Source organism: Gammaproteobacteria bacterium (assembly GCA_029862005.1).
Lineage (GTDB): Bacteria > Pseudomonadota > Gammaproteobacteria.
The window spans coordinates 218,904-244,700 of the sequence record JAOTYD010000001.1; the positions used below are offsets into that span (position 1 = coordinate 218,904).

Annotated in this window: 19 protein-coding genes and 1 tRNA gene; 9 read left to right on the forward strand and 11 right to left on the reverse strand. The window is 55.1% G+C overall.

The features are described from left to right. Positions 1-70: 70 nt before the first annotated feature. The gene (locus OES20_01070) at positions 71-358 is read right to left on the reverse strand and encodes a hypothetical protein (GenBank protein ID MDH3633272.1); all 288 of its coding nucleotides are present in this window, start codon (positions 356-358) and stop codon (positions 71-73) included. 1,145 nt (positions 359-1,503) lie between these two features. Here OES20_01070 and OES20_01075 point away from each other — a divergent pair. Further along, positions 1,504-1,908, forward strand: a complete 405-nt coding sequence (locus tag OES20_01075) for an HIRAN domain-containing protein (GenBank protein ID MDH3633273.1) — start codon at positions 1,504-1,506, stop codon at positions 1,906-1,908. 254 nt (positions 1,909-2,162) lie between these two features. After that, positions 2,163-2,238 (forward strand) — tRNA-Thr (locus tag OES20_01080). Positions 2,239-2,389: 151 nt separating this feature from the next. Here the strand turns inward: OES20_01080 and OES20_01085 are convergent. Together OES20_01085 and OES20_01090 are read right to left on the reverse strand one after the other, a co-directional pair. Beyond that, complete coding sequence (locus tag OES20_01085; GenBank protein ID MDH3633274.1) at positions 2,390-3,172, reverse strand: dienelactone hydrolase family protein; 783 nt, start codon at positions 3,170-3,172, stop codon at positions 2,390-2,392. A gap of 363 nt (positions 3,173-3,535) precedes the next feature. Next, positions 3,536-4,045 (reverse strand): N-acetyltransferase, encoded by a 510-nt coding sequence (locus tag OES20_01090; GenBank protein ID MDH3633275.1) that lies wholly within the window; start codon positions 4,043-4,045, stop codon positions 3,536-3,538. A gap of 242 nt (positions 4,046-4,287) precedes the next feature. On the opposite strand from OES20_01090, the gene OES20_01095 reads away from it, so the two are divergent. Then, positions 4,288-4,845 (forward strand): phosphoribosyltransferase family protein, encoded by a 558-nt coding sequence (locus OES20_01095; protein MDH3633276.1) that lies wholly within the window; start codon positions 4,288-4,290, stop codon positions 4,843-4,845. Positions 4,846-4,863: 18 nt separating this feature from the next. After that, on the forward strand, positions 4,864-6,636 hold the full coding sequence (locus OES20_01100; protein MDH3633277.1) for a response regulator: 1,773 nt from the start codon (positions 4,864-4,866) through the stop codon (positions 6,634-6,636). Here OES20_01100 and OES20_01105 read toward each other — a convergent pair. Genes OES20_01105 through OES20_01120 form a run of 4 tightly spaced genes read right to left on the reverse strand, consistent with a single transcriptional unit; the run spans position 6,622 to position 10,803 of the window. Further along, positions 6,622-8,076 carry a bifunctional 2-methylcitrate dehydratase/aconitate hydratase gene (locus OES20_01105; protein ID MDH3633278.1) on the reverse strand — a complete coding sequence of 485 codons (1,455 nt, stop codon included), beginning with the start codon at positions 8,074-8,076 and terminating at the stop codon, positions 6,622-6,624. The two genes, OES20_01100 and OES20_01105, sit on opposite strands and share 15 nt — an antisense overlap. 3 nt (positions 8,077-8,079) lie before the next feature. Next, positions 8,080-9,228: a 2-methylcitrate synthase gene (prpC, locus tag OES20_01110; GenBank protein ID MDH3633279.1), complete on the reverse strand. Its 1,149-nt coding sequence runs from the start codon at positions 9,226-9,228 to the stop codon at positions 8,080-8,082. After that, the gene (gene prpB, locus OES20_01115) at positions 9,225-10,112 is read right to left on the reverse strand and encodes a methylisocitrate lyase (GenBank protein MDH3633280.1); all 888 of its coding nucleotides are present in this window, start codon (positions 10,110-10,112) and stop codon (positions 9,225-9,227) included. Before prpB ends, prpC begins: the two co-directional genes overlap by 4 nt. Continuing rightward, positions 10,105-10,803, reverse strand: coding sequence for a GntR family transcriptional regulator (locus tag OES20_01120; GenBank protein ID MDH3633281.1), 699 nt, complete (start codon positions 10,801-10,803; stop codon positions 10,105-10,107). The genes prpB and OES20_01120 overlap by 8 nt, the downstream gene beginning before the upstream one ends. A 327-nt stretch (positions 10,804-11,130) precedes the next feature. On the opposite strand from OES20_01120, the gene OES20_01125 reads away from it, so the two are divergent. Further along, the gene (locus OES20_01125) at positions 11,131-12,435 is read left to right on the forward strand and encodes a citrate synthase (protein ID MDH3633282.1); all 1,305 of its coding nucleotides are present in this window, start codon (positions 11,131-11,133) and stop codon (positions 12,433-12,435) included. A gap of 46 nt (positions 12,436-12,481) precedes the next feature. Then, positions 12,482-15,061 carry a bifunctional aconitate hydratase 2/2-methylisocitrate dehydratase gene (acnB, locus tag OES20_01130; protein ID MDH3633283.1) on the forward strand — a complete coding sequence of 860 codons (2,580 nt, stop codon included), beginning with the start codon at positions 12,482-12,484 and terminating at the stop codon, positions 15,059-15,061. Between the two features lie 99 nt (positions 15,062-15,160). On the opposite strand, the gene phnY is transcribed toward acnB, so the two are convergent. From phnY to OES20_01145, 3 genes are all read right to left on the reverse strand, one after another. Beyond that, positions 15,161-16,591, reverse strand: a complete 1,431-nt coding sequence (gene phnY / locus OES20_01135; protein MDH3633284.1) for a phosphonoacetaldehyde dehydrogenase — start codon at positions 16,589-16,591, stop codon at positions 15,161-15,163. A gap of 27 nt (positions 16,592-16,618) precedes the next feature. Then, positions 16,619-17,875 carry a phosphonoacetate hydrolase gene (gene phnA, locus OES20_01140; GenBank protein MDH3633285.1) on the reverse strand — a complete coding sequence of 419 codons (1,257 nt, stop codon included), beginning with the start codon at positions 17,873-17,875 and terminating at the stop codon, positions 16,619-16,621. Between the two features lie 110 nt (positions 17,876-17,985). Next, on the reverse strand, positions 17,986-18,870 hold the full coding sequence (locus tag OES20_01145; GenBank protein MDH3633286.1) for a LysR substrate-binding domain-containing protein: 885 nt from the start codon (positions 18,868-18,870) through the stop codon (positions 17,986-17,988). A 93-nt stretch (positions 18,871-18,963) separates the two neighbouring features. Between OES20_01145 and OES20_01150 the strand changes: the two genes are divergently transcribed. The 3 genes from OES20_01150 (at position 18,964) to OES20_01160 (ending at position 24,109) form a co-directional block, all read left to right on the forward strand. Continuing rightward, positions 18,964-20,118, forward strand: a complete 1,155-nt coding sequence (locus OES20_01150; GenBank protein MDH3633287.1) for a 2-aminoethylphosphonate--pyruvate transaminase — start codon at positions 18,964-18,966, stop codon at positions 20,116-20,118. A 16-nt stretch (positions 20,119-20,134) separates the two neighbouring features. After that, entirely contained in the window at positions 20,135-22,594 is a 2,460-nt protein-coding gene (locus tag OES20_01155) for an FAD-dependent oxidoreductase (GenBank protein MDH3633288.1), read from the forward strand. A gap of 162 nt (positions 22,595-22,756) precedes the next feature. Further along, positions 22,757-24,109 carry an aspartate aminotransferase family protein gene (locus OES20_01160; GenBank protein ID MDH3633289.1) on the forward strand — a complete coding sequence of 451 codons (1,353 nt, stop codon included), beginning with the start codon at positions 22,757-22,759 and terminating at the stop codon, positions 24,107-24,109. Between the two features lie 86 nt (positions 24,110-24,195). On the opposite strand, the gene OES20_01165 is transcribed toward OES20_01160, so the two are convergent. Then, the gene (locus OES20_01165) at positions 24,196-25,797 is read right to left on the reverse strand and encodes an FAD-dependent oxidoreductase (GenBank protein MDH3633290.1); all 1,602 of its coding nucleotides are present in this window, start codon (positions 25,795-25,797) and stop codon (positions 24,196-24,198) included.

The window sequence follows — 25,797 nt, forward strand, 5'->3', positions numbered from 1 at the left end:
TGCTTCTGGCCGAAGATTGCCTCCCGCCTGGGTTTGTTGAGCGTCTCCTTTGGAGAGAGAAGGATGTTACCTAATCAACCAGAAATCGTAGCCGTTCATCAGATTTTGCTGGCGTGATCTCAAGAATTTCAGTACTTACTACCCTGTGAGCCACAAACGGATCATCATTTACTCTAGTTTCAAGATCTTTCAACGATGTATTATGAGCCACTATCCCTCCACCTAGTCCAGGCTGAAGACTACCGACTAACAAAAACACGCCATCATCAAACCCGCGTTTTATCCATTCGTTGTGGCCCTCCATAAATTCACCAGCTTGACCTTTATTGTCAGAAAACTTTAGTAGTACGATAAACATCGGATTGGTTCTCCTTTTAATTTGATAGGATGTGTCTACAGCTCTCGTTACGAAACAGAGATAAAAGATTTTTAACCTCGCTAAACATAATATCATTTAATCGCTAGGGTTCCGTTTTTGGCCGTTAGTTGAAGTTTTTTGATTACGATCGAGTGTCCGTTTTCAGACTATACTAGGTAGTATGCGTATGGTACTTATGTTGGCCTCGATTCTGATTGTCGCCACTTTGATATTTAAGGGGTACTCAAGTAGTTTGAGCACCAATCCTGAGAGTCAGGCTGAGACAAATCTAATTGATCCGCGCGATAAAGCCCGCGAAGTTAACCAGGTCATTCTGGATGCCGCGAATACCCAAAAAAGAGAACTAGATAAGCAATTGCAGCAATAAGCGTACCGGGTGAAGTGATTCCTACAATCACAATAAATAGTTTTTAGATTTACCTTATATGGGCGATGCGTTATACGGGATCAGTTTGATATATTTGATTTGGGTATGCCCAAATTTGGAAGATGGACAATATAGAACAAATTCTTGGGGGATTGCCATGCCACTCATCATTAGAATTTTATAATTCGCATTTGCCCACAGAACAACCAAAACTGGGGCTTCATCGATAACAAGTAGCGATATTTAAACACTCGAACACAGACCCAAGATATTTCCAAATTGGAACAAATGTTATTTCTGTAATGAAGTTACACGCCGGCCCGAATTAGTTTTACGTCTGAAAATAAATCTGAAAATGGAGGATGTGATCATGGCTCTACATGCAGAAGACCGAAGCTGCATCACGCAATTTGAACTAGGTGAAATGTTTGAGAAGAATGATTGGGCGCGTGACCACAGGTCAGCGTTTAAATGGTACTTGCACTCAGCTAAACATGGTTACCGCAAGGCACAGCATCGACTGGGCACTATGTATGCGCGTGGTGCTGGCGTAGCAAGAAATTATATCGAGGCTTATGCGTGGTGCAAGGTATCAGCGGCGCAACACTCTCGAAGAGCGCTATTAAAGCTAAAGAAAATTGAACCACATTTGTCGGCGGAACAAATGTCTTTGGCAAGGAAGTTATCGAGACGATACTACGAACTGTATGTAGCGCCTTGGGCTAATCAGTCGTTACCCAGGTAATAGGGTGCTCTGTTGGAGGTGACTAGCGAATTTTTTCCTGAAACTGAAGATGTTTTTATAGAAAGTGACGGGCATTACGAGTTGGAAGTGATCGAAGAATCGCAGTACCAAAGGCATCTTAAAGTTCTATCTGAACGCTACTCGAAAAATGGTGGCGATAGAGAGTTGATAGCAAAATTGCATTATGAAAACACTAATCCGCACGACAAAGAGGCGATTAGGGTTGTGATAGATGGTAGGACTGTCGGTTACCTTTCGAGTAAGGGTGCAAGATTATTCAGGAAGCGAATTGAAAAAGTGAGACCGGAAGGAATAATTATTTCCTGTAACGCCGAGATCGTTGGTGGTAAAAGAGTCGGGCTTTTTAAAAAAACAGATTTCGGTGTATGGCTCGACTTGCCGATTAGGAAATTGTAGTAGAAGAACGAATACATCGCCATTCGACTACTAGTCTTTGTAGGGATTGGAAATCAAGCCCTCCCGAAGGGAATAATTAATTCTTGCGAAAGTCCCTGATTGGCCGAAGATTGCCTCTCGTCTGGGCTTTGTGAGGGTGTGCTTACGAGAAAGCAGAACCTTGGAATCCAGGTAATCAGCGGCAATTTACGACCCGAAATGGGCGCCCGTAATTCTAGATGTCATGGTTTATCCTCTTGTACGCTTGCATTATTGCCGGGGTAGCTCAGATGGTAGAGCAACGCATTCGTAATGCGTGGGTCGGAGGTTCGAATCCTCTCTCCGGCACCAAAAATTCAATGGAAAATTTTGCTAATTAGCAGGTAAACTGGGTAGCCTGCCCCGCCAAATATCTAGTAATTTTTCCCATACTTTGCGGGTGTCACAGCAGACACTCGATTTTCGCTACTGAGGGTCTGTAACCGACGGCAATTCAAAAGGATCAGAACACCACGTTGAAGGTCTGCAGCATCGAGCGCCACGAAGCCACGTCGGCGGCCTCGTCGTACTTGAGGTTATCGATGCCGAAACTGCCCGCGTCGGGATTGGTGAAGCCGTGGCGCGCGCCGTCGTGGCCGTGGAAGACGAGATCCACGCCAGCATCGTTCATCGCCGCCGTGAAGGCTTCGACGCGCTCAGCTGGGACAAAGGCATCGGCATTGCCGTGCTCGATCAGCACCCGCCCCTTGAAGCTCTGCGCTTCACTGCCGTTCGGCAGGGGCAGCGACCCGTGGAAACTGACCACAGCATCGAGATCGGCTCCGGTATAGGCGAGCTGCATCACCGTGGCGCCACCGAAGCAGTAGCCGATCGCCGCCAGGCGGCTGTCGTCCGTGATCGCCAGCGAGCTTAGCTTCTCGAGGCCCTTTTGGGCGCGGCGGCGCCAGCCGTCCAGGTTAGAAACCGTTGCTTTCATCCACTCCCCGGCTTGTGCGGGATGGCTGGTGACCTTGTCGCCGCCGTACATGTCCACCGCGAAGGCCACATAGCCCAGTTCAGCGAGCTGTTCCGCACGTCTCTTGGCATAGTCGTTGAGCCCCCACCATTCGTGAACGACCAGCACGCCGGGACGTTTGCCCTCGACCGCATCGTTCCAATACAGGTAGCCGGTCAGGTTGTCACCGCCGTCCTTGTAGGCAACGGCCGCACTGCGGACTTCCGCCATCGCACCCGAAAACGACAGGCAGGCGACTAGCGTAACGGTCAACATGGAAAGAAATTTCATGGTTGGTCCTCCTCAGGTTGTTGGTCCCCAAACCGGGGATTGCAATTTTAACCCAAAATCTCCGGCAGGCCAGCCCAGAATATCGACGACCTCTCAGCCAACTACAGGGACCGGGCTTGCAGCAATCTTAGCTCTCGATAGTGTCCCCTCCTTCAGAAGACAGGCGATGCCCAGATCGGATGCGGCATCAATTGCCTACAAAATCGCTTGCAGATTTTCCCAGGATGGGGGGTTCTCCCTCGTGCAGGTGTCTGCTTCTGGCCGAGGATCGAGGCTCGGCATCCTTGTTTCAGTGTCTGTTTTGGAGATATAAAGGAAACTAAGCGCGGGTTCTTTGTTCGACAGCATGCGTTTGTTAGCCATCTAAATTGCGTCATTGAATTCGTCACGATATCGCACCACGCTACCAGCCCCGGGTAAGACACCCTTGTCGTAAATAACCACCATGAATGCCTCATCAGGAACGCTCTCCCACTGACTGGAAAGTCGATACTTTGATGCGGGCTCGAAACCAAAGCGTGGGTAATACTCCGGGTGTCCCAGGACGATAACGAACGGACAACCTGAACTGTGCAGGTGAGCAAGTCCGTGGTGGACAAGCTGCGAACCAATACCTTTCTGCTGGTAGGCCGGTAAGACTGCCATTGGCGCCAGACCCATACCGATGACTCCACAGCCATCAACAGTTACCGGGGTAAACAGTATGTGACCTACAACGATTCCATCTTCGACCGCGACAAATGCGAGATAGTCTTCACAGGAGCCACGCAGCTTGTCTACGAGTGCTGCTTCAGGGCCGTTATCAAATGCGGCCATATTCACGCTGCGAACAGAGTCTTGATCTCCCGGTTCCTCTTTGCGAATTTCGGCCATCGGTGAATGTTCCGTTTTCGAGGGGTTAGCTGCAGGATAAAATTATTCTTAACCAGATAACATATTAGCACTGATACCGATCGCCCGTTCCTGGCCGATAGCGAACTCTGTTTGCGAACAATGCTGTGTACGCTTTATATAGTAGGAGATGATGGCTATATAAGGCTAACCGGTGACTGGAAACTGGTGGTGACTGGGGGGTTGTGACAGAATTGGAGCTCGATACTGGCAGGTGGGTTGGCGTGGACAAGGTATATATTACGGCGCAGGAGCTGCTCGAGGATTCGTTCCGGCTTGCGCACCAGATTTATGAAGATGGCTTCCATCCGGAGTTTATCGTCGGTATCTGGCGCGGTGGCACGCCGGTTGGTATCGCGGTACAGGAGTACTTTGAATTCAAGAATGTCGAGACCGATCATATCTCGGTGCGCACCTCGTCTTACTATGGCATTAACAAGCAGGCCAAGAAAATCCGGGTTCACGGATTACACTACCTGATTGAAAACGCCAATGCCGATGATCGCCTGTTGATCGTCGATGACGTGTTTGACTCCGGTCGCAGCGTCGATGCTCTGGTCAAGGCGATTCGGAAGCAGTCCCGACTGAATGCACCGGGCGATATCCGGGTTGCCTGTCCCTGGTACAAGCCGAGCAAAAATAGTGTCGGATTCGAACCGGATTATTACTTGCACGAAAGTGCTGACTGGCTGGTGTTTCCACATGAACTGTCAGGGCTCGATGTCGCCGAAATTGCGTCCGGCAAAAAAGATCTTGAGAATATTCTTGACTTATTCGAGTAGTCGCGTTTTGCTATAGAGATGCCCAATTCAACAAGAATAGTAACCACTGGTGCATGTTTTTTAGCTTTTCTCGTCTTCGGACTGATCTGGTCCAGTGCCGACCGTGTTGAATTAACTGGCGCTCAACGCCTGGCGATATTCGTAGCGCTGGGATTATTCGCTTCGATCGGGCTGTTTTATTACCTCAAGCAGCAGAGCGCCCTCAAGGAGTCCCGGCAATCCCTGCAGCAGTCGGATCTCTCACGGGAAAAGTTCAAGGTCACTATCAGCCACGAGGTTCGCACGCCGCTGAGTGGTATCGTCGGCGTGATGCACCTTTTGAAACGAACCGAGCTTGACCGCAACCAACAGCGATATGTCGACATGGCCGCCAATTCAGCCGACATGCTGCTGGAAATAATCAACGATTCCCTTTCCCAGTCGCGCATGGACACGGCTTTTCTGTCGATCGAGGCTGAAAAACTCGTTCTCGCGGAAGTGATTGAAGACGTTACCAGTATTCTCGCGCCCGAGGCCATAAACAAGGGACTCGAGCTGGTGTGTGACATTGACCCCGATATCCCGTATCGAACAAAAGGTGATGCCATACGCTTGCGCCAGGTATTAAACAATTTGCTCAGTAACGCCATCAGGTATACCGAAACAGGTAACATCACGATCTATGCTGTCAAAAAAGATGATCGGATCGAGATTGGCGTCAAGGATACGGGTATCGGGATCGATGCCGAGCAGCGGGAAATATTGCTGCGACCCTGTCAAAAGGACGGGAATTTTGGCCCGCAGGTCGACTGGCCAGGGCTTGGTTTGAAAAGTAGTCGCCGCCTGATAAAAGCCATGGGCAGCTTGCTGCAAATCGAAAGTAGTCCCGGAGTGGGAAGTCGCTTTTACTTTGAAATGGCGATTGATGCTGGACTGAGTGCTACCTATGACTGGAAACCGCCACGTTCCTTACAGGAAATGAGCGTTGCCATTTTAAGCCCGTTAAAATCGCAGCGTGACTCGATAGGGAAGATGCTGAAGTACTGGAATATCAGCAGAATCCAGAAAATGGAATTCGACGCCGATCGGCGGCGGGACTTGCCGAAACTGGATCCCTGTGACCTGTTAATTATCGATCAGTCCGAATCTGAACAGGGGGTCAATGATTTGATCGAGCGTCTGCGCAATAACAGTGAATGGCGAGACACCCGCTTTGTGCACCTGGTTCCCCTGAACCGGCAAAACGAAGGTGGCAGTGCCGATGTCAGGCTGCACAAGCCCCTGTCGCATTCGCGTTTATACGCAACCTTGCTCGACGTTGTCTATAAACTCGCGTTCAGTGCGGAGCGCGTTTCTGAGCAGTTTGCAACTGCCGGTGAAAATAACGGCCTACTGACGGGTCACCGGATTTTACTGGTCGAAGACGATGACATCAGCAAAATGATTACACTGGAAATGCTCGACGGCACCGGGCTCGAAGTTGACGTTGCGAACAACGGCGCCGATGCGATCGAGCAGGTTCAGCAGCAGCAATACGACCTGATCCTGATGGATATTCAAATGCCGGTTATGGACGGCTACGAGGCAACGCGAAATATTCGGGCCCTGGGTGGGCAGTTCGAATCGATCCCGATCATCGCCATAACCGCCCATGCATTCGAGGGAGACAGCAGTAAAAGCCTGGATGCAGGTATGAACTACTATATCTCGAAGCCGTTCGAACCGGAAATTCTGGTACTTACGATCAACCGGTTTATCGGCAAGCAGGGGCAGAGTACTGACTCTGGCCCCATTGATTTAGTGCTGCAGTAACTCCATCATCCGCGTCACGCTGGTGCTTTCGAAAACTTGGTGATCGGCGCAAATGGCGAGTATCTGGTCCGCTTTCCTGGCACTGATGTGGCCCCGCAGGTAACGTTCGAACTTGGCCTTCAGCAAGGGGATTCCCTCGTCGCGACGGCGGCGATGGCCAACCGGGTAGTCGACCACGATCTCGTCGCTCTCACTGCCATCGTTATAGAAAACCTGTAACGAATTCCCGATGGCACGCTTATCCGGTTCGAGGTATTCGCGCGTAAAACGTTCTTCCTCGCTGACTTCCATTTTTTCGCGCAGGGCATCGACCCGCGGATCACTGGCAACGTCGTCTTCGTAATGTTCCGCCTGCAGGTCACCTTTCAGCAGGCCTATCGCGACCATGTACTGAATGCAGTGATCGCGGTCCGCGGGATTATCCAGCGGCCCCGTTTTATTGATGATGCGATCACCCGACTCCTGGGTTTTAATGACGATACGGTCAATGTCGTCGAGACGGTTGACGACTTCCGGGTGCAGTTTCACCGCGGCTTCGACGGCAGTTTGGGCATGGAATTCTGCGGGGAAGGATATCTTGAAAAGGATATTTTCCATCGTGTAGCTGCCATAACCCTGGCTGAACTCGAGCGGTTTTTTACCAAAAGACACATCTTGGAATCCCCAGGTAGGCGCCGTAATCGCGGATGGATAACCCATTTCACCACGCAGCGCGGTGAACGCGAGAAACAGCCCGCGCGACGATGCATCGCCAGCGGCCCAGGATTTGCGCGAGCCGGTGTTGGGCGCGTGACGGTAGGTCCGCAGCGAGGATCCATCCAGCCAGGCATGCGATACCGCGTTCAGGCACTCGTCACGACTGCAGCCGAGCATCTGTGCACTGACCGCGGCCGAGGCGATGCGTACCAGCATAACGTGACACAGGCCGACACGGTTAAACGAGTTCTCCAGCGCGATCACGCCCTGGATTTCGTGTGCCTTGATCATCGCGATCATGACGTCGCGCATCGATAATGGTGCTTCGCCTTCACTGATGCGCTTGCGTGACAGGTAATCGGCCAGCGCCAGGATGGCCCCGAGATTATCCGACGGGTGGCCCCACTCTGCCGCCAGCCAGGTGTCGTTGTAATCCAGCCAGCGCACCATGGCGCCGATGTTCCATGCAGCGCGAATCGGGTCGAGCTCGTAGGCGGTGCCGGGAACGCGCGCACCGTGTCCCGGCATGTCGGCACCCGGAACAATCGGTCCCAGTAACTTGGTGCAGGCCGGGTACTTCAATGCCAGCAATGCACAACCCATGCTGTCCATCCAGTCGTAGCGTGCGGTTTGCATCGCTTCTTCCGAGCGGGTGACATCGTATTCGAACACGTAGTCGACGATATCCTGGATGACCTGGTCAAAATCGGGACGACTCGCGTCCAGAACTGCAGCTTTGCTCATTATCTATTTCCTTTCACTAATCGGGACAAAGTCCAGGTCTTCTGGACCGGTGTAATTGGCAGACGGCCGGATGATCTTGCCGTCGATGCGTTGCTCCACCACGTGGGCACCCCAGCCGGAGGTGCGGGAAATGACGAACAGCGGCGTGAACATGTCGGTGGGTACGCCCATCTGGTTGTAGGAAACCGCGGAAAACCAGTCCAGGTTCGGGAACATGTTTTTCAAATCCCTCATCACCGTCTCGAGGCGTTCGGCCACTTCGAACATCAGCAAATCGTCATTTTCCTCGGCCAGGTTTCTGGCAACCCGCTTTATAACCTCGTTACGCGGATCACTGACGGTGTAAACCGGGTGTCCGAAACCGATGACGATTTCCTTGTTGGCGACCCGCTCGCGGATATCGGCCTCGGCCTCGTCTGCCGAGCTGTAACGCGACTGGATTTCAAATGCTGCTTCGTTGGCGCCGCCGTGCTTGGGTCCGCGCAGCGCGCCAATGGCGGCGGTAATGCAGGAGTACATGTCTGAACCGGTACCGGCGACGACGCGCCCGGTAAAAGTTGACGCGTTGAACTCGTGCTCGGCGTAAAGAATCAGTGAAATATGCATCGCCTTTACCCAGGACTCGCGTGGTGGCTCGCCGTGCAGCAGGTGCAGGAAATGGGCGCCGATGGAATCATCATCGGTGACGAGCTCGATACGCTTGCCGTGATGGCTGAAGTGGTACCAGTAAACCAGCATCGAACCGAAGCAGGCCATCAGCCGGTCGATGATGTCGCGCGCGCCGTCAACATTTTGATCAGAATCTTCCGGCATCTGGCAACCCAGTGCCGAACAACCGGTACGCATGACATCCATCGGGTGCGTGCTCGTGGGTAACTGTTCAAGCACCGTTTTTACCGATTTGGGCAGGTCGCGCATCGCCTTCAGCCGCGCCTTGTAGGCATCCAGTTCGTCCTGCGTGGGCAATTTTTCGTGTACGATCAGGTAGGCGATTTCTTCGAATTCACAGGTTTCCGCAATATCGAGAATATCGTAACCACGGTAGTGCAGATCATTACCGGTTCTGCCGACGGTGCAGATGGCGGTGTTACCAGCGGCTGTCCCTGACAGCGCGACCGATTTTTTGGGCTTGAACCCGGGTGTGTCACTCATGATGTCTCCTCGCTAAATAGTTGGTCCAGTTTTTGTTCGTAATCGTGATAATCGAGAAAGTCGTACAACTCCATGCGGGTCTGCATGCTGTCGACCACGTTTTGTTGGGTGCCATCGCTCAGAATATGCCGGTACACGTTTAGTGCAGCCTGGCTCGCGGCCCGAAATGCGCTCAGCGGGTAAAGCACAAGCTTGACCCCGACCGAGGCTAACTGCTCGGTGGTGAATAACGGCGTGGCACCGAATTCGGTAATGTTAGCCAGTACCGGTACTTTTACCGCGTCAACAAACCGCTGGTATTGCTCGAGTTCGGTCATGGCTTCCGGAAAGATCATGTCCGCGCCGGCTGCAACACAGGCCTGGGCGCGTTCGATCGCGGCCTCCATGCCTTCCACTGCGAGCGCGTCAGTGCGCGCCATGATGACAAAATCGGCGTCGCTGCGAGCGTCAACGGCGGCCTTGACACGATCGACCATTTCGGCACTCGGGACGATGGCCTTGTTGGGTCGATGACCGCAACGCTTTTGCATCACCTGGTCTTCGATATGAATGCCGGCGACGTTCGCGCGGATCATCTCGCGCACACAACGCGCGATATTGAACGCACCACCCCAGCCCACGTCAACGTCGACCAGCAACGGCAGGCTGCTGGCATCGGTAATACGGCGCGCGTCTTCGAGCACATCGGCCAGCGTGCTGATACCGAGGTCCGGAGTGCCGAGCGAGCAGGCTGCGACTCCACCGCCTGAAAGGTATAGCGCTTGGTGGCCGCATTTCTGCGCCATGATGGCGCTGTAGGCGTTAACGGCACCGACAACCTGCAGTGGATTGTTGGCGGCGGTGACCTGGCGTAATTTTTTACCCGGCGAGATGGCTTCAGTCATATTGATCCTCGAGAATTTGTTTAACAATTTGCCAGGCGCCACTGATGTGGCGACGCATCAGTAACTCGGCCAGTTCCTCGTCACGGCTTGCGATCGCTGCGGCGATCTGGCGATGCTGGTCTAGCGCAGTTTGTGCGCGTGCCGGGAACTGCCCGGATTGACGGCGACACATCCGTATCAGCTGGTACAATTCGCCATTCAACTTTTCCAGTATCCACTGGTTCTGGCTGGCAACCGCGATGCGAAAATGAAAATCGATGTCACCCTCGCGCTGAAAATACGCCCTGCCATCGGTTTCGCTGATCGCGGTTTCGTGCTGATCGAGTAACGTCGACAGCGACGCGATTTCGCCATCGGTCATCAAGCGCGCGGCGAGTCGTGCAGCCATCCCTTCGATGGCTTCGCGCGCGCTGTAGATATCTTCCATCATCTTGGTGTCCAGCGTCACCACGCGAGATCCCGCGTGGGGAATGCGCACAATCAGCTTGATCCTTTCGAGGCGATGGATAGCCTCACGTAATGGCCCACGACTAATGCCGTATTTCAACGCCAGGTCCGATTCGACGATTTTCGAACCCTGCGCAAGCTCACCGCTGATGATGTCAGTCTTGATGCTGTCGAAGGTTCGACGCGCCAGCGTTGGGGATTCTGGTTTTTCTTCAGTAGCGGCAAGCAGGGATGTGTCAGTCATTAATTGTCAACAATTTAAGGTTAATTTTATGTAATTCGGTGCAAATATGCATATATTAATCGTAATTGTCAACAATGTTTTTTGACTGGAATCGAATCCTCAAAGCACGGCGCGGAGCAAAACCAGTTTTAATGCGGGCGCGAAGAATTAATTCTCAGGATAAATTTACTTAATAGTGGTCAACACCGTTAGCGGGATAATCCAATAATGGGTATATTGAGCGCTTGCCATTGACCAACCTTCCTGACCGCAAGGGCCGGGATGGTACCCGCTGACACCAATTACTAAAACAGCCGAGCGGGAATCGCTGACTATTGAGGAACAACTATGAGTGAAGAAACCGTAACCATTATCGACGATGCCACCGGTAAAGAGATCAAGTTACCGCTTTACACGCCAACCGCGGGGCCCAAGGTGATTGATATCGGCAAGCTTTACAAGGAACTGGGTTATTTCACCTACGATCCCGGGTTTATGTCCACCGCGAGCTGCTCCAGTGCAATTACCTTTCTTGATGGCGATAAGGGTGTGTTGCAGTACCGGGGTTACCCGATCGATCAACTCGCCGAGCACAGCTCGTACCTCGAAGTCTGCTTCCTGTTACTGAATAACCGCCTGCCGAGCAAAGACGAGCTCGACTACTTTCAGACCACCGTAACTAATCACACCATGCTACACGAGGCGATGATACGTTTCTTCAGTGGCTTCAGGCGCGACGCCCATCCTATGGCGATCATGGTTGGCGTCGTCGGGGCGCTCGCCGCGTTCTACCATGACCACATGGATATCCACAACGAGGAGCATCGTATGATCACGGCCTATCGCCTGGTCGCCAAGATGCCGACGATAGCCGCGATGAGCTATCGTTATGCCAACGGCAAGCCGTTCGTTTATCCAAAAAATCATCTCAGCTATACCGAGAACTTTTTATACATGATGTTCTCGATGCCGTCGGAAGAATATACACCTGACCCGTTACTTGCCAAGGCACTCGACCTGATCATGATCTTACATGCCGATCACGAGCAGAACGCGTCGACCTCGACGGTACGCCTGGCGGGTAGTTCAGATGCGAATCCATTTGCCGCGGTCGCATCCGGTATCGCCGCCCTTTGGGGCCCCGCGCACGGCGGCGCTAACGAGGCGGTGGTGCGCATGCTGATCGATATCAACGAGTCAGGCAAACCGCTGCAGGCATTCGTCGATCGCGCCAAGGACAAGAGTGATTCGTTCCGCCTGATGGGTTTCGGTCATCGTGTTTACAAGAACTACGATCCGCGCGCCAAGTTGATTCGTGAAATTTGCCACCAGTTGCTCAATGACATGGATGCCACGGGCGAGCAGCAGAAACTGCTTGATACCGCGATGGCACTGGAAAAGGTAGCACTCGAAGACGATTACTTTGTGCAACGTAATCTTTACCCGAACGTCGATTTTTACTCGGGCATAATTTTCCTTGCCATGGGCATCCCGATGAACATGTTCACCGTTATTTTTGCGATGGCGCGTACCATCGGCTGGATTTCTCAGTGGAACGAAATGATGTCGGATTCCGAAACCAAGATCGGTCGTCCACGCCAGCTTTATAACGGCGTGATCGATCTGGATTACGTGCCGATTGACAAACGCTGAAACGATGCCTTTTATTAGTATCTACTGACCTAAAGAGAATATCGAAATGCTACAGGCATACCGCGAGCACAGTGATGAACGCGCCAAAGAAGGCATTCCGCCGAAACCACTGGATGCGCAGCAAACCGCCGAGCTGGTGGAGCTGATCAAGAAGCCACCGGTTGGTGAAGAGAATTACCTGCTCGAATTACTGACCCAGCACGTGCCGGCTGGCGTTGATGAGGCGGCTTATATTAAGGCCGGATTCCTCGCCGCGATTACGCGTGGCGAGGCAGCGTCACCGTTAATCGATAAAGTCAAAGCGGTAGAAGTCCTCGGTACCATGCTGGGCGGCTATAACATTGAGCCGTTGATCCGCTGTCTCGAGGACGACGAGGCCGCACCCGCCGCGGTCAAGGCCCTGGCGCATACCTTGCTGGTGTTCGATGCATTTCATGATGTGGCCGAAAAAGCCGGGGCTGGAAATCAGCACGCCAGGCAGGTGCTCGAATCCTGGGCCAACGCGGAATGGTTTACGTCGAAACCCGAGCTCGCTGATAAGATTACCGTCTCGGTTTTCAAGGTTCCTGGTGAAACCAACACCGACGATCTGTCCCCGGCGCAGGATGCCTGGTCGCGTCCGGATATTCCGTTGCACGCCAACGCGATGTTGAAAAACCCGCGCGAAGGCCTGACCGACAATCCACTCGAAAAGATTACCGAGCTCAAGGCCCTGGATCATCCGATCGCCTATGTCGGGGATGTCGTGGGTACCGGCTCGTCGCGTAAATCGGCGACCAACTCGGTGCTCTGGCACATGGGCGATGATATCCCTTTCATCCCGAACAAGCGCAATGGCGGTTATTGCTTTGGCGGCAAAATCGCACCGATATTCTTTAACACCATGGAGGATGCCGGCGCATTACCGATCGAAATGGACGTCAGCAAAATGGAAATGGGCGACGTAATCGATATCTACCCCCATGCGGGCAAGGCCACACGCCACGACAGCGACGAAGTGGTTGCCACTTTTGAACTGAGTACCAATGTACTCAAGGATGAAGTGCAGGCCGGTGGCCGCATTCCGCTGATCATCGGGCGCGGTTTAACCGAGCGCGCGCGCAAGGCGCTGGGTCTGGGTGAAACCGATTTATTTGAAAAACCGAAGGTTCCAGTAGACAGTGGTAAAGGCTATACACTGGCGCAGAAAATGGTGGGCAAGGCCTGTGGCTTACCCGGGGTGCGCGCGGGCATGTATTGCGAACCGAAGATGACAACAGTCGGCTCGCAGGATACGACGGGTCCGATGACGCGTGACGAGTTGAAGGACCTGGCTTGCCTCGGATTCTCTGCCGACCTGGTGATGCAATCTTTTTGCCATACCGCGCCATACCCGAAACCGGTAGACGTAGTAACTCATCACACTCTGCCCGACTTCATGCAAAATCGCGGCGGCATTTCGTTACGCCCGGGCGATGGTGTCATCCATTCGTGGATGAACCGCATGCTGTTACCCGATACGGTTGGTACCGGTGGTGATTCGCATACCCGCTTCCCGATCGGCATTTCGTTTCCGGCCGGTTCCGGGCTGGTGGCCTTTGCGGCCGCGACCGGGGTGATGCCGCTCGACATGCCGGAATCGGTGCTGGTGCGCTTTAAGGGCGAGATGCAGCCAGGGATTACCTTGCGTGACCTCGTGAACGCGATTCCTTACGCTGCGATTCAGCGCGGCTTGTTGACAGTAGAGAAAAAAGGCAAGAAGAATGTATTCTCGGGCCGCGTGCTCGAGATCGAAGGCTTGCCGCAACTCAAGGTTGAGCAGGCATTTGAACTGTCTGACGCCTCCGCCGAACGCTCGGCCTCGGGCTGTACCGTCAAGCTCGACAAGGAACCCATCATCGAATACATCAATTCGAACATTACGATGTTCAAATGGATGGTCAACGAGGGTTACGGCGATGTGCGCACGATCAAGCGCCGCATCGACGAAATGGAGGCCTGGCTCGCCAGTCCCGAGTTGCTCGAAGCCGATGCCGACGCCGAGTACGCCGAGATTATCGAAATCGATCTCGTCGAAATTACCGAGCCGTTGCTGGCCTGCCCGAACGATCCGGACGACATCAAACAGTTGTCGGAGGTTGCCGGCGATAAAATCGATGAAGTATTTATCGGTTCCTGTATGACCAACATCGGCCACTTCCGCGCCGCCGGCAAATTGCTGGATAAACTCGAAGCGCCGGTGGTGACACGGTTGTGGATTGCGCCCCCAACCAAGATGGATGAGGCACAGCTGACCGCAGAAGGTTATTACGGTATTTTCGGTCGCTCCGGCGCGCGCACCGAGATGCCGGGTTGTTCGCTGTGTATGGGCAACCAGGCGCGCGTTGCGGAAAATTCGACCGTGGTTTCAACCTCGACGCGCAACTTCCCGAATCGACTCGGCAAGGATGCTAATGTTTACCTGGCTTCCGCCGAACTGGCCGCGGTTTCGTCGATCCTCGGCAAGATCCCGACCATGGACGAGTACCTGCAGTATGCCAACGACATCAACACCATGGCCGATGATGTCTACCGCTACCTCAACTTCAACGAGATGGAAAACTACACCGCTGCAGCCAACACCGCATTCCCGGTCAAGGTCGCCTGACCTATAAACTGTCATCCCGTGGCTTGACCACGGGATCCATTAGCAACATCACCCACATGAATTTCTGGGTTCCGCGGTCAAGCCGCGGGACGACAGGATTTACCAGGGCAGGGAAAAGGTCTTGACGTTGGTGTAGGATTTCATCGCTTCGATGACGCCTTCCTTGTAGCCGAGGCCAGAATCCTTGATGCCACCGAACGGTGACATCTCGATGCGGTAGCCGGGCACTTCCCAGATGTTGACGGTACCGGTCTCGAGCTCGTTGATAAAGCGCACGATGTCATCCATGCGGTTGGTACAGACACCTGACGATAATCCGAACGCGGTCGAATTGGCGACTTCGATGGCATGATCGATATCGCGCACGCGAATGATTGGAATCGGCGGACCAAAGGTTTCCTCGCGTACCAGCTCGCAGTCGTAAGGCACGTGATCGAGCACGGTCGGCGAGTAAACCGCACCCTGGCGGTCATTGCCGTAGAGTAGTGTGGCGCCTTTCTCGATCGCGTCGTTGACCCGGTTCTGGAACAGGATCGCGGCGTTCTCGTTGATCACGGTCCCGACATCGGTGTCCGCATCCATCGGATCGCCATATTTCAACTTTGCCGCTTTCTCCGCGGCCAGTGCTGCGAACTCGTCGGCGACCGAATCGATGCACAACACACGTTTGACCGCGGTGCAGCGCTGCCCGGAATTCTTGGTGCCACCGGCGACGGCAAGCTCCGCTGCCTTGTCGAGGTCGGCATCGTCCATGACAATCAATGGCGCATTGCCACCGAGTTCGAGTATCGTGCGCCGATAGCCGGCGGTCTCGGCGATATATTTGCCGACCGGCACGCTGCCGGTGAACGAGATCAGGTCGATATGCGGATTGGTCAGCATTTCATCGCCCATGTCTTCGGGCAGCCCGGTGACGATCGACAACATTTCGGGTGGCAGTCCGGCCTCGTAAATAATGTCCGCCAGGACCAGCGCGGTCAGCGGCGTCTGCTCGGTCGGTTTACCAACCATGCAGTTATTGGTCGCGATCGACGGCGCAATTTTGTGCGAAATCATGTTGAGCGGATGGTTGAACGGCGTGATCGCCGAAATTGCACCGAGCAGCGGGTCGCGCTGGGTGAAAATCTTGCGCTGCTTGCCATGTGGTGTCAGGTCGCAGGAAAAAACCTCGCTGTCATCGTTAATACAGAGCTGTCCCGCCAGGCTGTAGACGTCGAAGGCGCGACCGACCTCGTAGAGGCTGTCTTTCTTGCTGAGACCGCATTCGGCGGTGATCAAATCCGAAATTTCATCCTTGCGCTCAACAATGATCTCGGCAATACGCACCAGGATCTGCTGGCGCTCGTAGCGCGTCAGTTTGGGCCTGTAATTGGCGGCAATTTCGAATGCACCGGCAACCTGCTCGCGGCTCGCGCGCGGCACGGTACCGACCACTTCACCGTTATACGGATTGAGAACATCGATGTTTTTACCAGTGTCACCATCGACCAGTTGGCCGGCGATACGCATTTTTTCGTGTCTGATAGTCATTGTTTTTAACCCGTTAAGGCGCTCGATTTAATGGCGCGCGTAATTGAGAGCAACATCGAAAGCGTCGTAGTTATGTAGCTGGTGTCCGCGGTCAAGTCCGCTAACCGGCTGGCTGACGATGAGCGGTACAACCTGCTCGGTGAGGCCGCCATGCGAGCGTAGCGGCACTTCCAGGCCGGAAAGATCGTGGCGCGAAGCCGTGGTGCCGATGACCGTGTCCTGTTTCGAAACCAGGATCAGGTCGCCCATGCGATCCGGGGCAAGCTCGAAGCGCTCGCAACCCTCGCGGTTGTCGTAGACCAGGTCAATACCCGGGATTTCGTGCAACTGCGATTTCAAGCCCTCGATATCGGCGCTTTCCGGCAGGTACACCGTGGCGTAAGAGCCGAGTGCGCCGTGATGCACTACGTAGGGGTCGGTAATCGGCAGAATCACGCGTGCGTTGCCGGCACCGAGCAGGCGGTCGAACTCATCCTGCAGGTAAACGATGTTGGGTTCACCGGTGGCATCATCGTGCTTGGCGTTCATGCCGTGGTCGGCAGTCAGCGCCAGCACCGCGCCCAGTGCATCGAGTTCGGCCCAGTACTTGTCCATCATGGCGTAAAAGGAATTGGCGCCGTCACTGCCGGGAGCGAACTTGTGCTGGATGTAATCGGTGGTCGACAGGTACATCAGGTCTGGACGCACGGTTTCCATCAGCTTGACGCCGGCAGCGAAGATGAACTCCGACAGTTCTGCACTGTACACCGACGGCACTTCCATGCCCACCAGGTCGAGCACATTGTCGATACCGTTTTCGGCGAGGCTGACCTGGTCCGATTTTTCCGACGAAAAACAGATTGCACCGTCAACGCCGAATTCGAGTTCATTACCCAGCAGGCGGCGTAGTTTATCCTTGGCAGTCACGACCGCGATTTTGGCACCGGCATCCTGGAAGGCTTTGAAAATCGTCGGTGTACGCAACAGTTCCGGCTCATTCATCATGACTTCACGGTCGTTGGCCTTGTCGTAATAAAAGTTACCGCAGATGCCGTGCACCACCGGTGGCACACCGGTGACGATCGAAATATTGTTTGGATTGGTGAAACTCGGCACCACGCAATGTGCGCGCATATCCACGCCCTGTTCTTCGACGACCTTTTTCATCCACGGCATGACCCCGGCTGCAATCGCCTGTTCGATATAATCGGGTTCCGAGCCGTCGATACAGACGACGATGACCGGTTTGTTGGGCCAGCGGTAGTCGCGGCCGTTTACAGTGATAACGGACTTATCTGGGCTCATGTTCTTTCCTGTTGGCTTGGTTGGATGCACTATATGGCTATTCCAGTATCAGGTTAAATCGATATTACAAATGCTATCTATCGATTTGCCCTATAGTTACTGGTATGCCGTTAGCCGGCTTCTTTATGCCGTGCGTGCACCATTTCGAGAAAGGCGTCGGTAACCCGCAACAAACGCGTTTCGTTGAGACAGGCAACGAATTCCGAATACTCCAGGTCGGCGTCGCTGATCGCGAGCGCGCGCAATCTGGAGTCAGCAAGCAATTCGCTTTTAGCGACGATGCCGACGCCAAAGCCGGCCGCGACCGCTTCATTTACGCCTTCACGGCCACTGATTTCCATGACGTCGTTCAGTATGTGACCGGCTTTGCTCACCGCGTCCTCGAAGATCGAACGTGTGCGTGATCCTTTCTCGCGCAGGACGATACGCTGCGTGACCATTTCGTCGATCGTGACTGAACGGCGCGCGGCCCACTCGTGGTCCTGGCTGACGAACGCCACCAGTTGTCCTGGAGCCAGCGATATCGTGTAGAGGTGTGTGTCTTCCGGTGGAATGTTCGGCAGAAACGCGACATCACAGCGGCGTGACTGCAGCCACGACATCAACTGCTGCGAGTTGCCGTACTGGATCGAAATCCGGATGCCGGGGTACAGTCGCTGAAATTGCGCCAGCAGCGGCGTCGCGATATAGGGTGAATCGGCGCCCACGCGCAATTGGCCCGAGGTCAGCGCGCGCGCCGCTTGCAACAATTGCTCGACTTCTTCTTCATGGCGAAAAAGCTGGCGCGTGATGGCATAGGCTGATTTGCCGATATCGGTCAGCTCGATACGCCGGCCATGACGCAGGAACAACTTGGTACCATAGCGTTCCTCGAGTTCCTTAACCTGTCCGGACAGCGTCGGTTGGGTGATATTCAGCATCTCCGCGGCGCGCGTGAAGCTGCCGTGTGTGGCGACCGCGTGAAACGAGCGCAGGTGGGCGTGTGATATTGGCACAGTCTATTTGAAACATTTGTTATATCGATTTGCCGAATAGTATTGATCGGCGGTATAAATGGCAACCACGCAACCATTACCAGGGTAAATTTAATGACCGACGACACTACCAAACCGGCCGCCAGCACCGCGAGCGGCGATCCCTTCCTGCTGACCCCGGGTCCGCTGACGACATCGCTGACGGTCAAGCAGGCGATGTTGCACGATTACGGTTCGCGCGACGCGACTTTTATCGACCTGAACGCGCGCATCCTCGAACGCCTGGTGGACATCGTCCACGGGCAGGGCACCCATGTCAGCGTACCGTTACAGGGCAGTGGCACTTTTGTCGTCGAAGCGATGATCGGCAATTTCGTGCCCGCCGATGGCAAACTGCTGGTCTTGATCAACGGCGCCTATGGCAAACGCATTGCGAAGATCTGCGACTATTACAAGCGGGACTACGAGGTGCAGGAGTCGCCGGAGGATGTGCCGGTCGATACCGCCGAGCTCGATGCGACGCTCGACGCCAACCCGGACATCAGTCACGTGGTCGTGGTGCATTGCGAAACCACGTCGGGAATCCTGAATCCGATCAGGCAGGTTTCCGAGATCGTGGCACGGCATCAACGCAGCCTGTTGATCGATTCGATGAGCGCGTTCGGTGCATTGCCGCTCGATGCACGCGAAATCGAGTTCGATGCCGTGGTTGCGTCGAGCAACAAGTGCCTCGAGGGTGCGCCGGGGATGGGTTTCTGTGTCGCCCGCGAAAGCGCACTCGAAAAGACCGAGGGTAATTCACCATCGCTGGTGCTGGACCTGTACGATCAATGGCGCGCGATGCAGAAAAATCGCCAGTGGCGTTTCACGCCACCGACCCACGTATTGCTCGCCTTCGACCAGGCACTCAACGAGTACGAGGCCGAAGGTGGTGTGGCTGGCAGGGGTGGCCGCTACCGCGAGAATTGCGATCTGCTGGTCAGCAGCATGCGCGACATGGGCTTTAAAACCCTGCTACCCGATGAGCTGCAGGCACCGATCATCATCACCTTCCATATGCCGACGAATCCCGAGTTCGATTTCAATGCTTTTTATGATGGGCTCAAGGACCAGGGATATGTAATATACCCGGGAAAACTGACCGTGGCCGACAGCTTCCGTATGGGCTGCATCGGTCGCCTCGGTACCAAAGAGATTCGTGGCGCCCTGAAGGCAGTTGCCGGTATGCTGCAGCAGTTTGGTATCGAACGGATAAGCAACTCGACATAACCAGGAGAAGGCCTTCATGTCTACGCAAATTCCCGAACGTGCCAGTGCGGTCGTCATCGGCGGCGGCGTTATCGGTTCCAGCGTTACCTACCATCTAGCCAAGCTGGGCTGGACCGACGTGGTGCAGCTCGAGCGCAACCAGTTCAGCTGCGGCACGACCTGGCACGCGGCCGGCCTGGTCGGCACCATGCGTGCCAACGAATCGCAGGCGCGGCTGTGCGAATACTCGATGGCGGTACTGACCGAACTCGAGGCTGAAACCGGTCAGTCGACCGGGTTCAAGCAGGTTGGCTCATTGTCGATTGCACACAGCGAGGCGCGTTTCGAGGAATTGAAACGCGTTGCGGCGATGAACAATGCGTTTGGTGTAACCCGGGTCGATATCATCACCCCGGATGAAATAAAGGCGCTTTATCCCTACCTCGAGACCGGCGATTTGCTCGGCGGCAGCTGGGTTGCGCAGGATGGAACCGCGAGCCCGGTCGATGTGACCCAGGCCTTCGTCAAAGGCGCGCGTGGACGCGGTGCACTGTGTCTCGAGGGTGTGCGCGTGACCGGCATTAGCCAGGCCAACGGCCAAGTTACCGGCGTCGTCACCGACCAGGGTGAAATCAAGGCCGATTACGTGGTCAATTGTGCTGGTTTATGGGGGCGCGAAGTCGGTCGCATGGCCGGTGTCAACGTGCCACTGCATGCCTGCGAACATTATTACGCGCACACTGAAAAGCTCGACGACCTGCCATCCAATCTGCCGGTAATGCGCGATCACGATCGCTGCGCCTATTACCGCGAGGATGCCGGCAGCCTGCTGGTAGGCGCATTCGAACCGAACGCGGTTCCGTGGGGACAAAATGGTATTCCACTCGATTTCGCATTCGAAGAACTCGAGGGCCACATGGAAGAGCAATTCATGCCGGTGCTCGAACATGCGATGCACCGGGTACCGATGCTGGCCGACGTCGGTTGGCGCAGTTTTTTCTGTGGCCCGGAAAGCTTTACCCCGGACGACCAGTTCCACATGGGCGAAGCACCCGAGCTGAAGAATTTCTACGTGGCCTGCGGACTCAACTCGGTCGGTATCCAGACCTCCGGCGGCCTCGGCCGCGCGCTGGCCGACTGGATGCACCTAGGGCATGCGCCGATGGACCTGTGGGGTAACGATATCCGCCGCATGTTCCCGTTCCAGTCGTCCCAGCATTACATCGAGAATCGCGTTACCGAAACGCTCGGCCTGCTGTACGACCATCACTACCCCTACAAGCAGATGGAAACCGCGCGTAACCTGCGTCATTCGCCGCTGCACGAACGGCTGGTTGCGCACAATGCCTGCTTCGGTGAGGCCGCCGGCTGGGAGCGCCCCAACTGGTTTGCGCCCGACGGTGTCGAGCCCAAATACGAGTACAGTTTCGGCAAGCAGAACTGGTTCGAACACAGCGCCGCTGAACACAAAGCAGCGCGTGAAAAGGTCGTGCTGTTCGATCAAAGCTCTTTTTCCAAGTACCTGGTGCAGGGACGCGATGCGGTCAGGGTATTGCAGCGAATTTCGAGCGCCGATGTCGACGTGGCACCCGGGCGCATGGTTTACACGCACTGGCTGAACGAGCGCGGCGGAATCGAGGCTGACCTGACCGTAACCCGCATCGCCGAGGATCAGTTCTGGGTCATCAGCGGCGCGGCACAAACCATCAAGGACCTGCAGTGGCTGAAATCGCATATCCGCGAAGACGAATTCTGCTGCGTCAGCGATATCACCAATGCCTGGGCGATGCTCGGCGTAATGGGCCCGGATAGCCGAGCCCTGTTGAGCGAGACCCTGAACCACGATTTGAGCACCGAAAGTTTTCCGTTCGGCGATTTCCAGCCGGTCGAGCTCGGCATGTCACGCGCCTGGGCGGCTCGCGTCTCCTACGTCGGTGAACTGGGCTGGGAGCTTTATATCCCGGTCGACCAGGCCCGCCACGGTTTCGACTTCCTGTGGCAAAAGGGCGAGAGCCACGGCCTGAAACTCGCCGGTATGCACGCTCTGAATTCGTGCCGTATCGAAAAGAAATTCATCCACTATGGGCACGACGTCGCCGAGGTGGATACGCCACTCGAATGCGGCATGGGCTTTGTTTGCGCGTTCGACAAGGATATCCCGTTCATCGGTCGCGACGCGATCCTGAAGCAGCAAGAAACCAACGGCTTCATGTACAAGCGCCTGGTGCAATTCCTGCTGCAGGATCCCGAGGCAATGCTGTATCACCACGAACCGATTCTGCGCGACGGTGTCATCGTCGGGCACCTGACCTCGGGTGACTACGGGCACACGCTCGGCGCTGCGGTTGGCCTCGGTTACATCGAGGTCGAGGAAGAAATCACCAAGGATTACATCGATTCGGGACATTTTGAAATTGATGTCGGCGGTTATCACGTCACGGCCAAGGCTTCTCTAAGTGCGATGTATGATCCCAAAGCCGAACGCATGCGGGGTTGAGCCCAGCCGACGAAGTTTCGAATCGGGAGGGGTTGAACTGCGCTCCGAATATTTTTAGTTGCGCTACGGTATGCAAATCGAAACCGTTGTGGAGCGAATCAGGGTGACATAATCTGGAAAAGCGCCAGGCGCCTGCCATACACCAAAATCCGAGAACAAAAAATGTCCATAACCCATAAACAATCACCCGAACGCTCCGAAGGCGACGTCAACCTGTCGCCACGCCGATCGGCCTGGGCGGAGAACCATCTGGACGAAAACACCGAGGCAATGCTCGCCGAGGACGCCAAATATTTTCTGCACCAGTCGCTGTCGACGCCCTGTCTGAATGCAATCCGGGCAAGCCAGGGAATTTACCTCGAAGATGTCCAGGGCAGAAAAATCATGGACTTTCACGGTAACAGCGTACACCAGGTCGGCCATGGTCATCCGCGTGTGATAGCGGCGATCAAGGCACAGCTCGATACCCTGCCCTTTTGTCCGCGACGCTATACCAACCAGGTCGCTATCGACCTGGCACGACGCCTGGTCGAACTGGCGCCCGGGGAACTCAGCAAGGTGCTGTTTGCACCCGGCGGCACCTCGGCGATCGGCATGGCCCTGAAACTGGCACGTTACGCCACCGGGCGGCACAAGACCGTATCCATGTGGGACAGTTTTCACGGTGCATCGCTGGACGCAATTTCGATCGGTGGCGAGGCCCTGTTTCGAAAGGATGTCGGCCCGTTGTTGCCGGGTACCGAGCATATCCCGCCGCCGACCCGCGGTAAATGCCTGTTTAACTGTGAAGACGAACAGCACAGTGGTTGCCTCGAATACCTGGAATACCTGTTCGATATGCAGGGCGACGTCGCCGCGCTGATCGCCGAGCCGATGCGCTGGACCACGGTCGAACCACCACCACCCGGGTATTGGAAAAAAGTCCGTGAAATCTGCGATCGCCATGGCGTCTTGCTGATATTCGATGAAATTCCTTCGGCGCTGGGACGCACCGGGAAAATGTTCGTCTGTGAACACTTCGACGTCGTGCCCGACATGCTGGTAATCGGCAAGGGATTCGGCGGTGGCGTATTCCCGATGGCGGCCCTGATCACGACCGCGGCGCTCGACATAGTCGGTGACCGTGCACTCGGGCATTATACCCATGAAAAAAGTTCGGTCGGTTGCGCCGCTGCCCTTGCGACACTGGACTGCCTGCAGCAAGATGGCTTGATCGAAAATTCGATCGAACTGGGCAGGCATGCACTCGCAAGGCTGCAGACGATGCAAAATAAACTGCCGATTATTCACGAGGTGCGCGGCCTCGGGCTGCATCTTGGGATCGAGTTACGTCGCAATGGCGAAGCCGCCTGCGATGAGGCTGATACGGTGCTCTACCACTCGCTGTCGCAGGGTCTCAGTTACAAAGTTGGCGGCGGCTGCGTGTTGACGTTGTGCCCACCAATGACGATTACAAGGCAGGAACTGGACCAGGCGCTGGATATTGTCGAAGCTGGCATCAGATCACTTGATTGACAGGGGAATATCGACTCTCAGTAGAATTTGAATTATCAGCACCTGATCTTTTCCGAGCGCTGTAACGATAACTGAGCGTGCAATTATCACATTGAAAGCGAACCGGGTCGGCGACGAGCAGTTTTCAGATGGCGCTCGTAGGCCTGCACCTCGTTATCGATACGCGCTTCGGACCAGCCCAGATCGTGGGCAACAGCTTCGGCAACCGGGCGCGCCAGTGCCAGTCCCTGATCGCTGGACCAGCCGGCGCCGAGCCGGCGCATCAATAAATCGGCCAGGCTACCCGGCTGTTCTTCGCGCGCACAGCGCTTGACCGCTGCCGAACTTACGCTGAAAGCATCGCTCTCGATCCGGGGGGCATTTTTTTCATCTGTGGTAAAAGCCCAATGAAAATTTGGATCCTGCGATGAAGCCGACGGAGTAACACGATTCGAAACCGCGCGCAGCAATCGCTTTGCCACGCGCCGGTGGGTCATGATCGACCCAGCAGTCAGGGCCAGCATGTTGGGCAAACCGTCGGCGGCCAGGTCATGAATCTTGATTTCACGGCTCCCCAGAGGATCTTCGGTATCCCGGGTCAGCGGATTGACCCCGGCCCAGCTGAACAGGATATCGTCGCGTGTGATGGCCAGTTGCGGCAGGCAACGGTTGGTTTCAGTGATCATCCAGTCAATTTCCCGATCCGTGGCCGCCACCTCCGTGATATTCCGATACATCGGACCGCCGTCAACAGGTGAGCGCGTGAGACCAATATAATGCATGCCGTTCGATGGCAGACAGTAAAGCGGCTGGCCGATACTGTTATAAGCGAACACGCCCCAATCGGCGAATTCGTCCGGCAGGTGAACGGCAATGTGAATGCCCTTAATACTGGTGCATTTGGGCTCGACGTTATTCCCTGTCCTGCTGATAATATCGTCGACCCAGGCGCCGGCGAGATTAAGCACCAGGTCAGCCGTCACCTGCACATTTTCACCGATGACCGTTAGTCCTGATGGCTCACTGTGTGCCGTCGAAGACAGCGTCAATTGCCAACGGCTTTCCGGCTCAACTCGTTGCAGATGCTCGACTCGCGTGTAGTTATTAATCTGCGCCCCCATGCGGCGCGCGTCGAACAGCGCATCGAGCGCGATCCTTTCTGGCCAGTCGAACAGGTACTCGCGAAACACCGCGACGCTTTTAAGTCGGTCGGGATCGCGCAACCACGAAGCGATGGGAAACTGGTCCAGCTGTTTACGGTTATAACGCTGATAATCGAGCGGCACGCCGGCAGGGCTCATCATGCGCAAAACCGCAAATGCCACATCCAGTTGCCAGGGCGCATAAGCGTCGTCGGTATAAATCGGCAGGCAAAAATTAATCGGTTTTAGCCGGTCAGGAATAGTGCGAACGATATCGTCGCGGGCCAGCATATCGGCGCGGACCGTACCCATCGATCGGGCCAGGTGGCCTGGATGCAGTAATGTTTTCCAGAAATTCGAGCCGCTTGCCAGGTGGCGCAACCCGCAGTGCAGCAGACGGCTCGAGCGGCTAGTCGCGCCATCGGCGAAATCTCCCTGGTCGACGACCAGTACCCGGTAGCCGGCCGCGCTGAGGTGTTGCGCCGCGCTGGCGCCGTTGATACCCGCCCCGATAATCGCCACATCGAAATGCATTCCATCAAGTGTTTCGACGGAAGCTGTGTTCAT

Excerpts from the sequence above, each read along its gene's own strand:
- OES20_01085 (MDH3633274.1), bottom strand. The coding sequence starts at position 3,172 with ATGAAATTTCTTTCCATGTTGACCGTTACGCTAGTCGCCTGCCTGTCG.
- acnB (MDH3633283.1), top strand. The coding sequence starts at position 12,482 with ATGCTACAGGCATACCGCGAGCACAGTGATGAACGCGCCAAAGAAGGC.
- prpC (MDH3633279.1), bottom strand. The coding sequence starts at position 9,228 with ATGAGTGACACACCCGGGTTCAAGCCCAAAAAATCGGTCGCGCTGTCA.
- OES20_01160 (MDH3633289.1), top strand. The coding sequence starts at position 22,757 with ATGTCCATAACCCATAAACAATCACCCGAACGCTCCGAAGGCGACGTC.
- OES20_01120 (MDH3633281.1), bottom strand. The coding sequence starts at position 10,803 with ATGACTGACACATCCCTGCTTGCCGCTACTGAAGAAAAACCAGAATCC.
- OES20_01125 (MDH3633282.1), top strand. The coding sequence starts at position 11,131 with ATGAGTGAAGAAACCGTAACCATTATCGACGATGCCACCGGTAAAGAG.
- OES20_01165 (MDH3633290.1), bottom strand. The coding sequence starts at position 25,797 with ATGAACACAGCTTCCGTCGAAACACTTGATGGAATGCATTTCGATGTG.
- OES20_01150 (MDH3633287.1), top strand. The coding sequence starts at position 18,964 with ATGACCGACGACACTACCAAACCGGCCGCCAGCACCGCGAGCGGCGAT.
- prpB (MDH3633280.1), bottom strand. The coding sequence starts at position 10,112 with ATGACTGAAGCCATCTCGCCGGGTAAAAAATTACGCCAGGTCACCGCC.
- phnY (MDH3633284.1), bottom strand. The coding sequence starts at position 16,591 with ATGACTATCAGACACGAAAAAATGCGTATCGCCGGCCAACTGGTCGAT.
- OES20_01100 (MDH3633277.1), top strand. The coding sequence starts at position 4,864 with ATGCCCAATTCAACAAGAATAGTAACCACTGGTGCATGTTTTTTAGCT.
- OES20_01090 (MDH3633275.1), bottom strand. The coding sequence starts at position 4,045 with ATGGCCGAAATTCGCAAAGAGGAACCGGGAGATCAAGACTCTGTTCGC.
- phnA (MDH3633285.1), bottom strand. The coding sequence starts at position 17,875 with ATGAGCCCAGATAAGTCCGTTATCACTGTAAACGGCCGCGACTACCGC.
- OES20_01155 (MDH3633288.1), top strand. The coding sequence starts at position 20,135 with ATGTCTACGCAAATTCCCGAACGTGCCAGTGCGGTCGTCATCGGCGGC.
- OES20_01070 (MDH3633272.1), bottom strand. The coding sequence starts at position 358 with ATGTTTATCGTACTACTAAAGTTTTCTGACAATAAAGGTCAAGCTGGT.
- OES20_01105 (MDH3633278.1), bottom strand. The coding sequence starts at position 8,076 with ATGAGCAAAGCTGCAGTTCTGGACGCGAGTCGTCCCGATTTTGACCAG.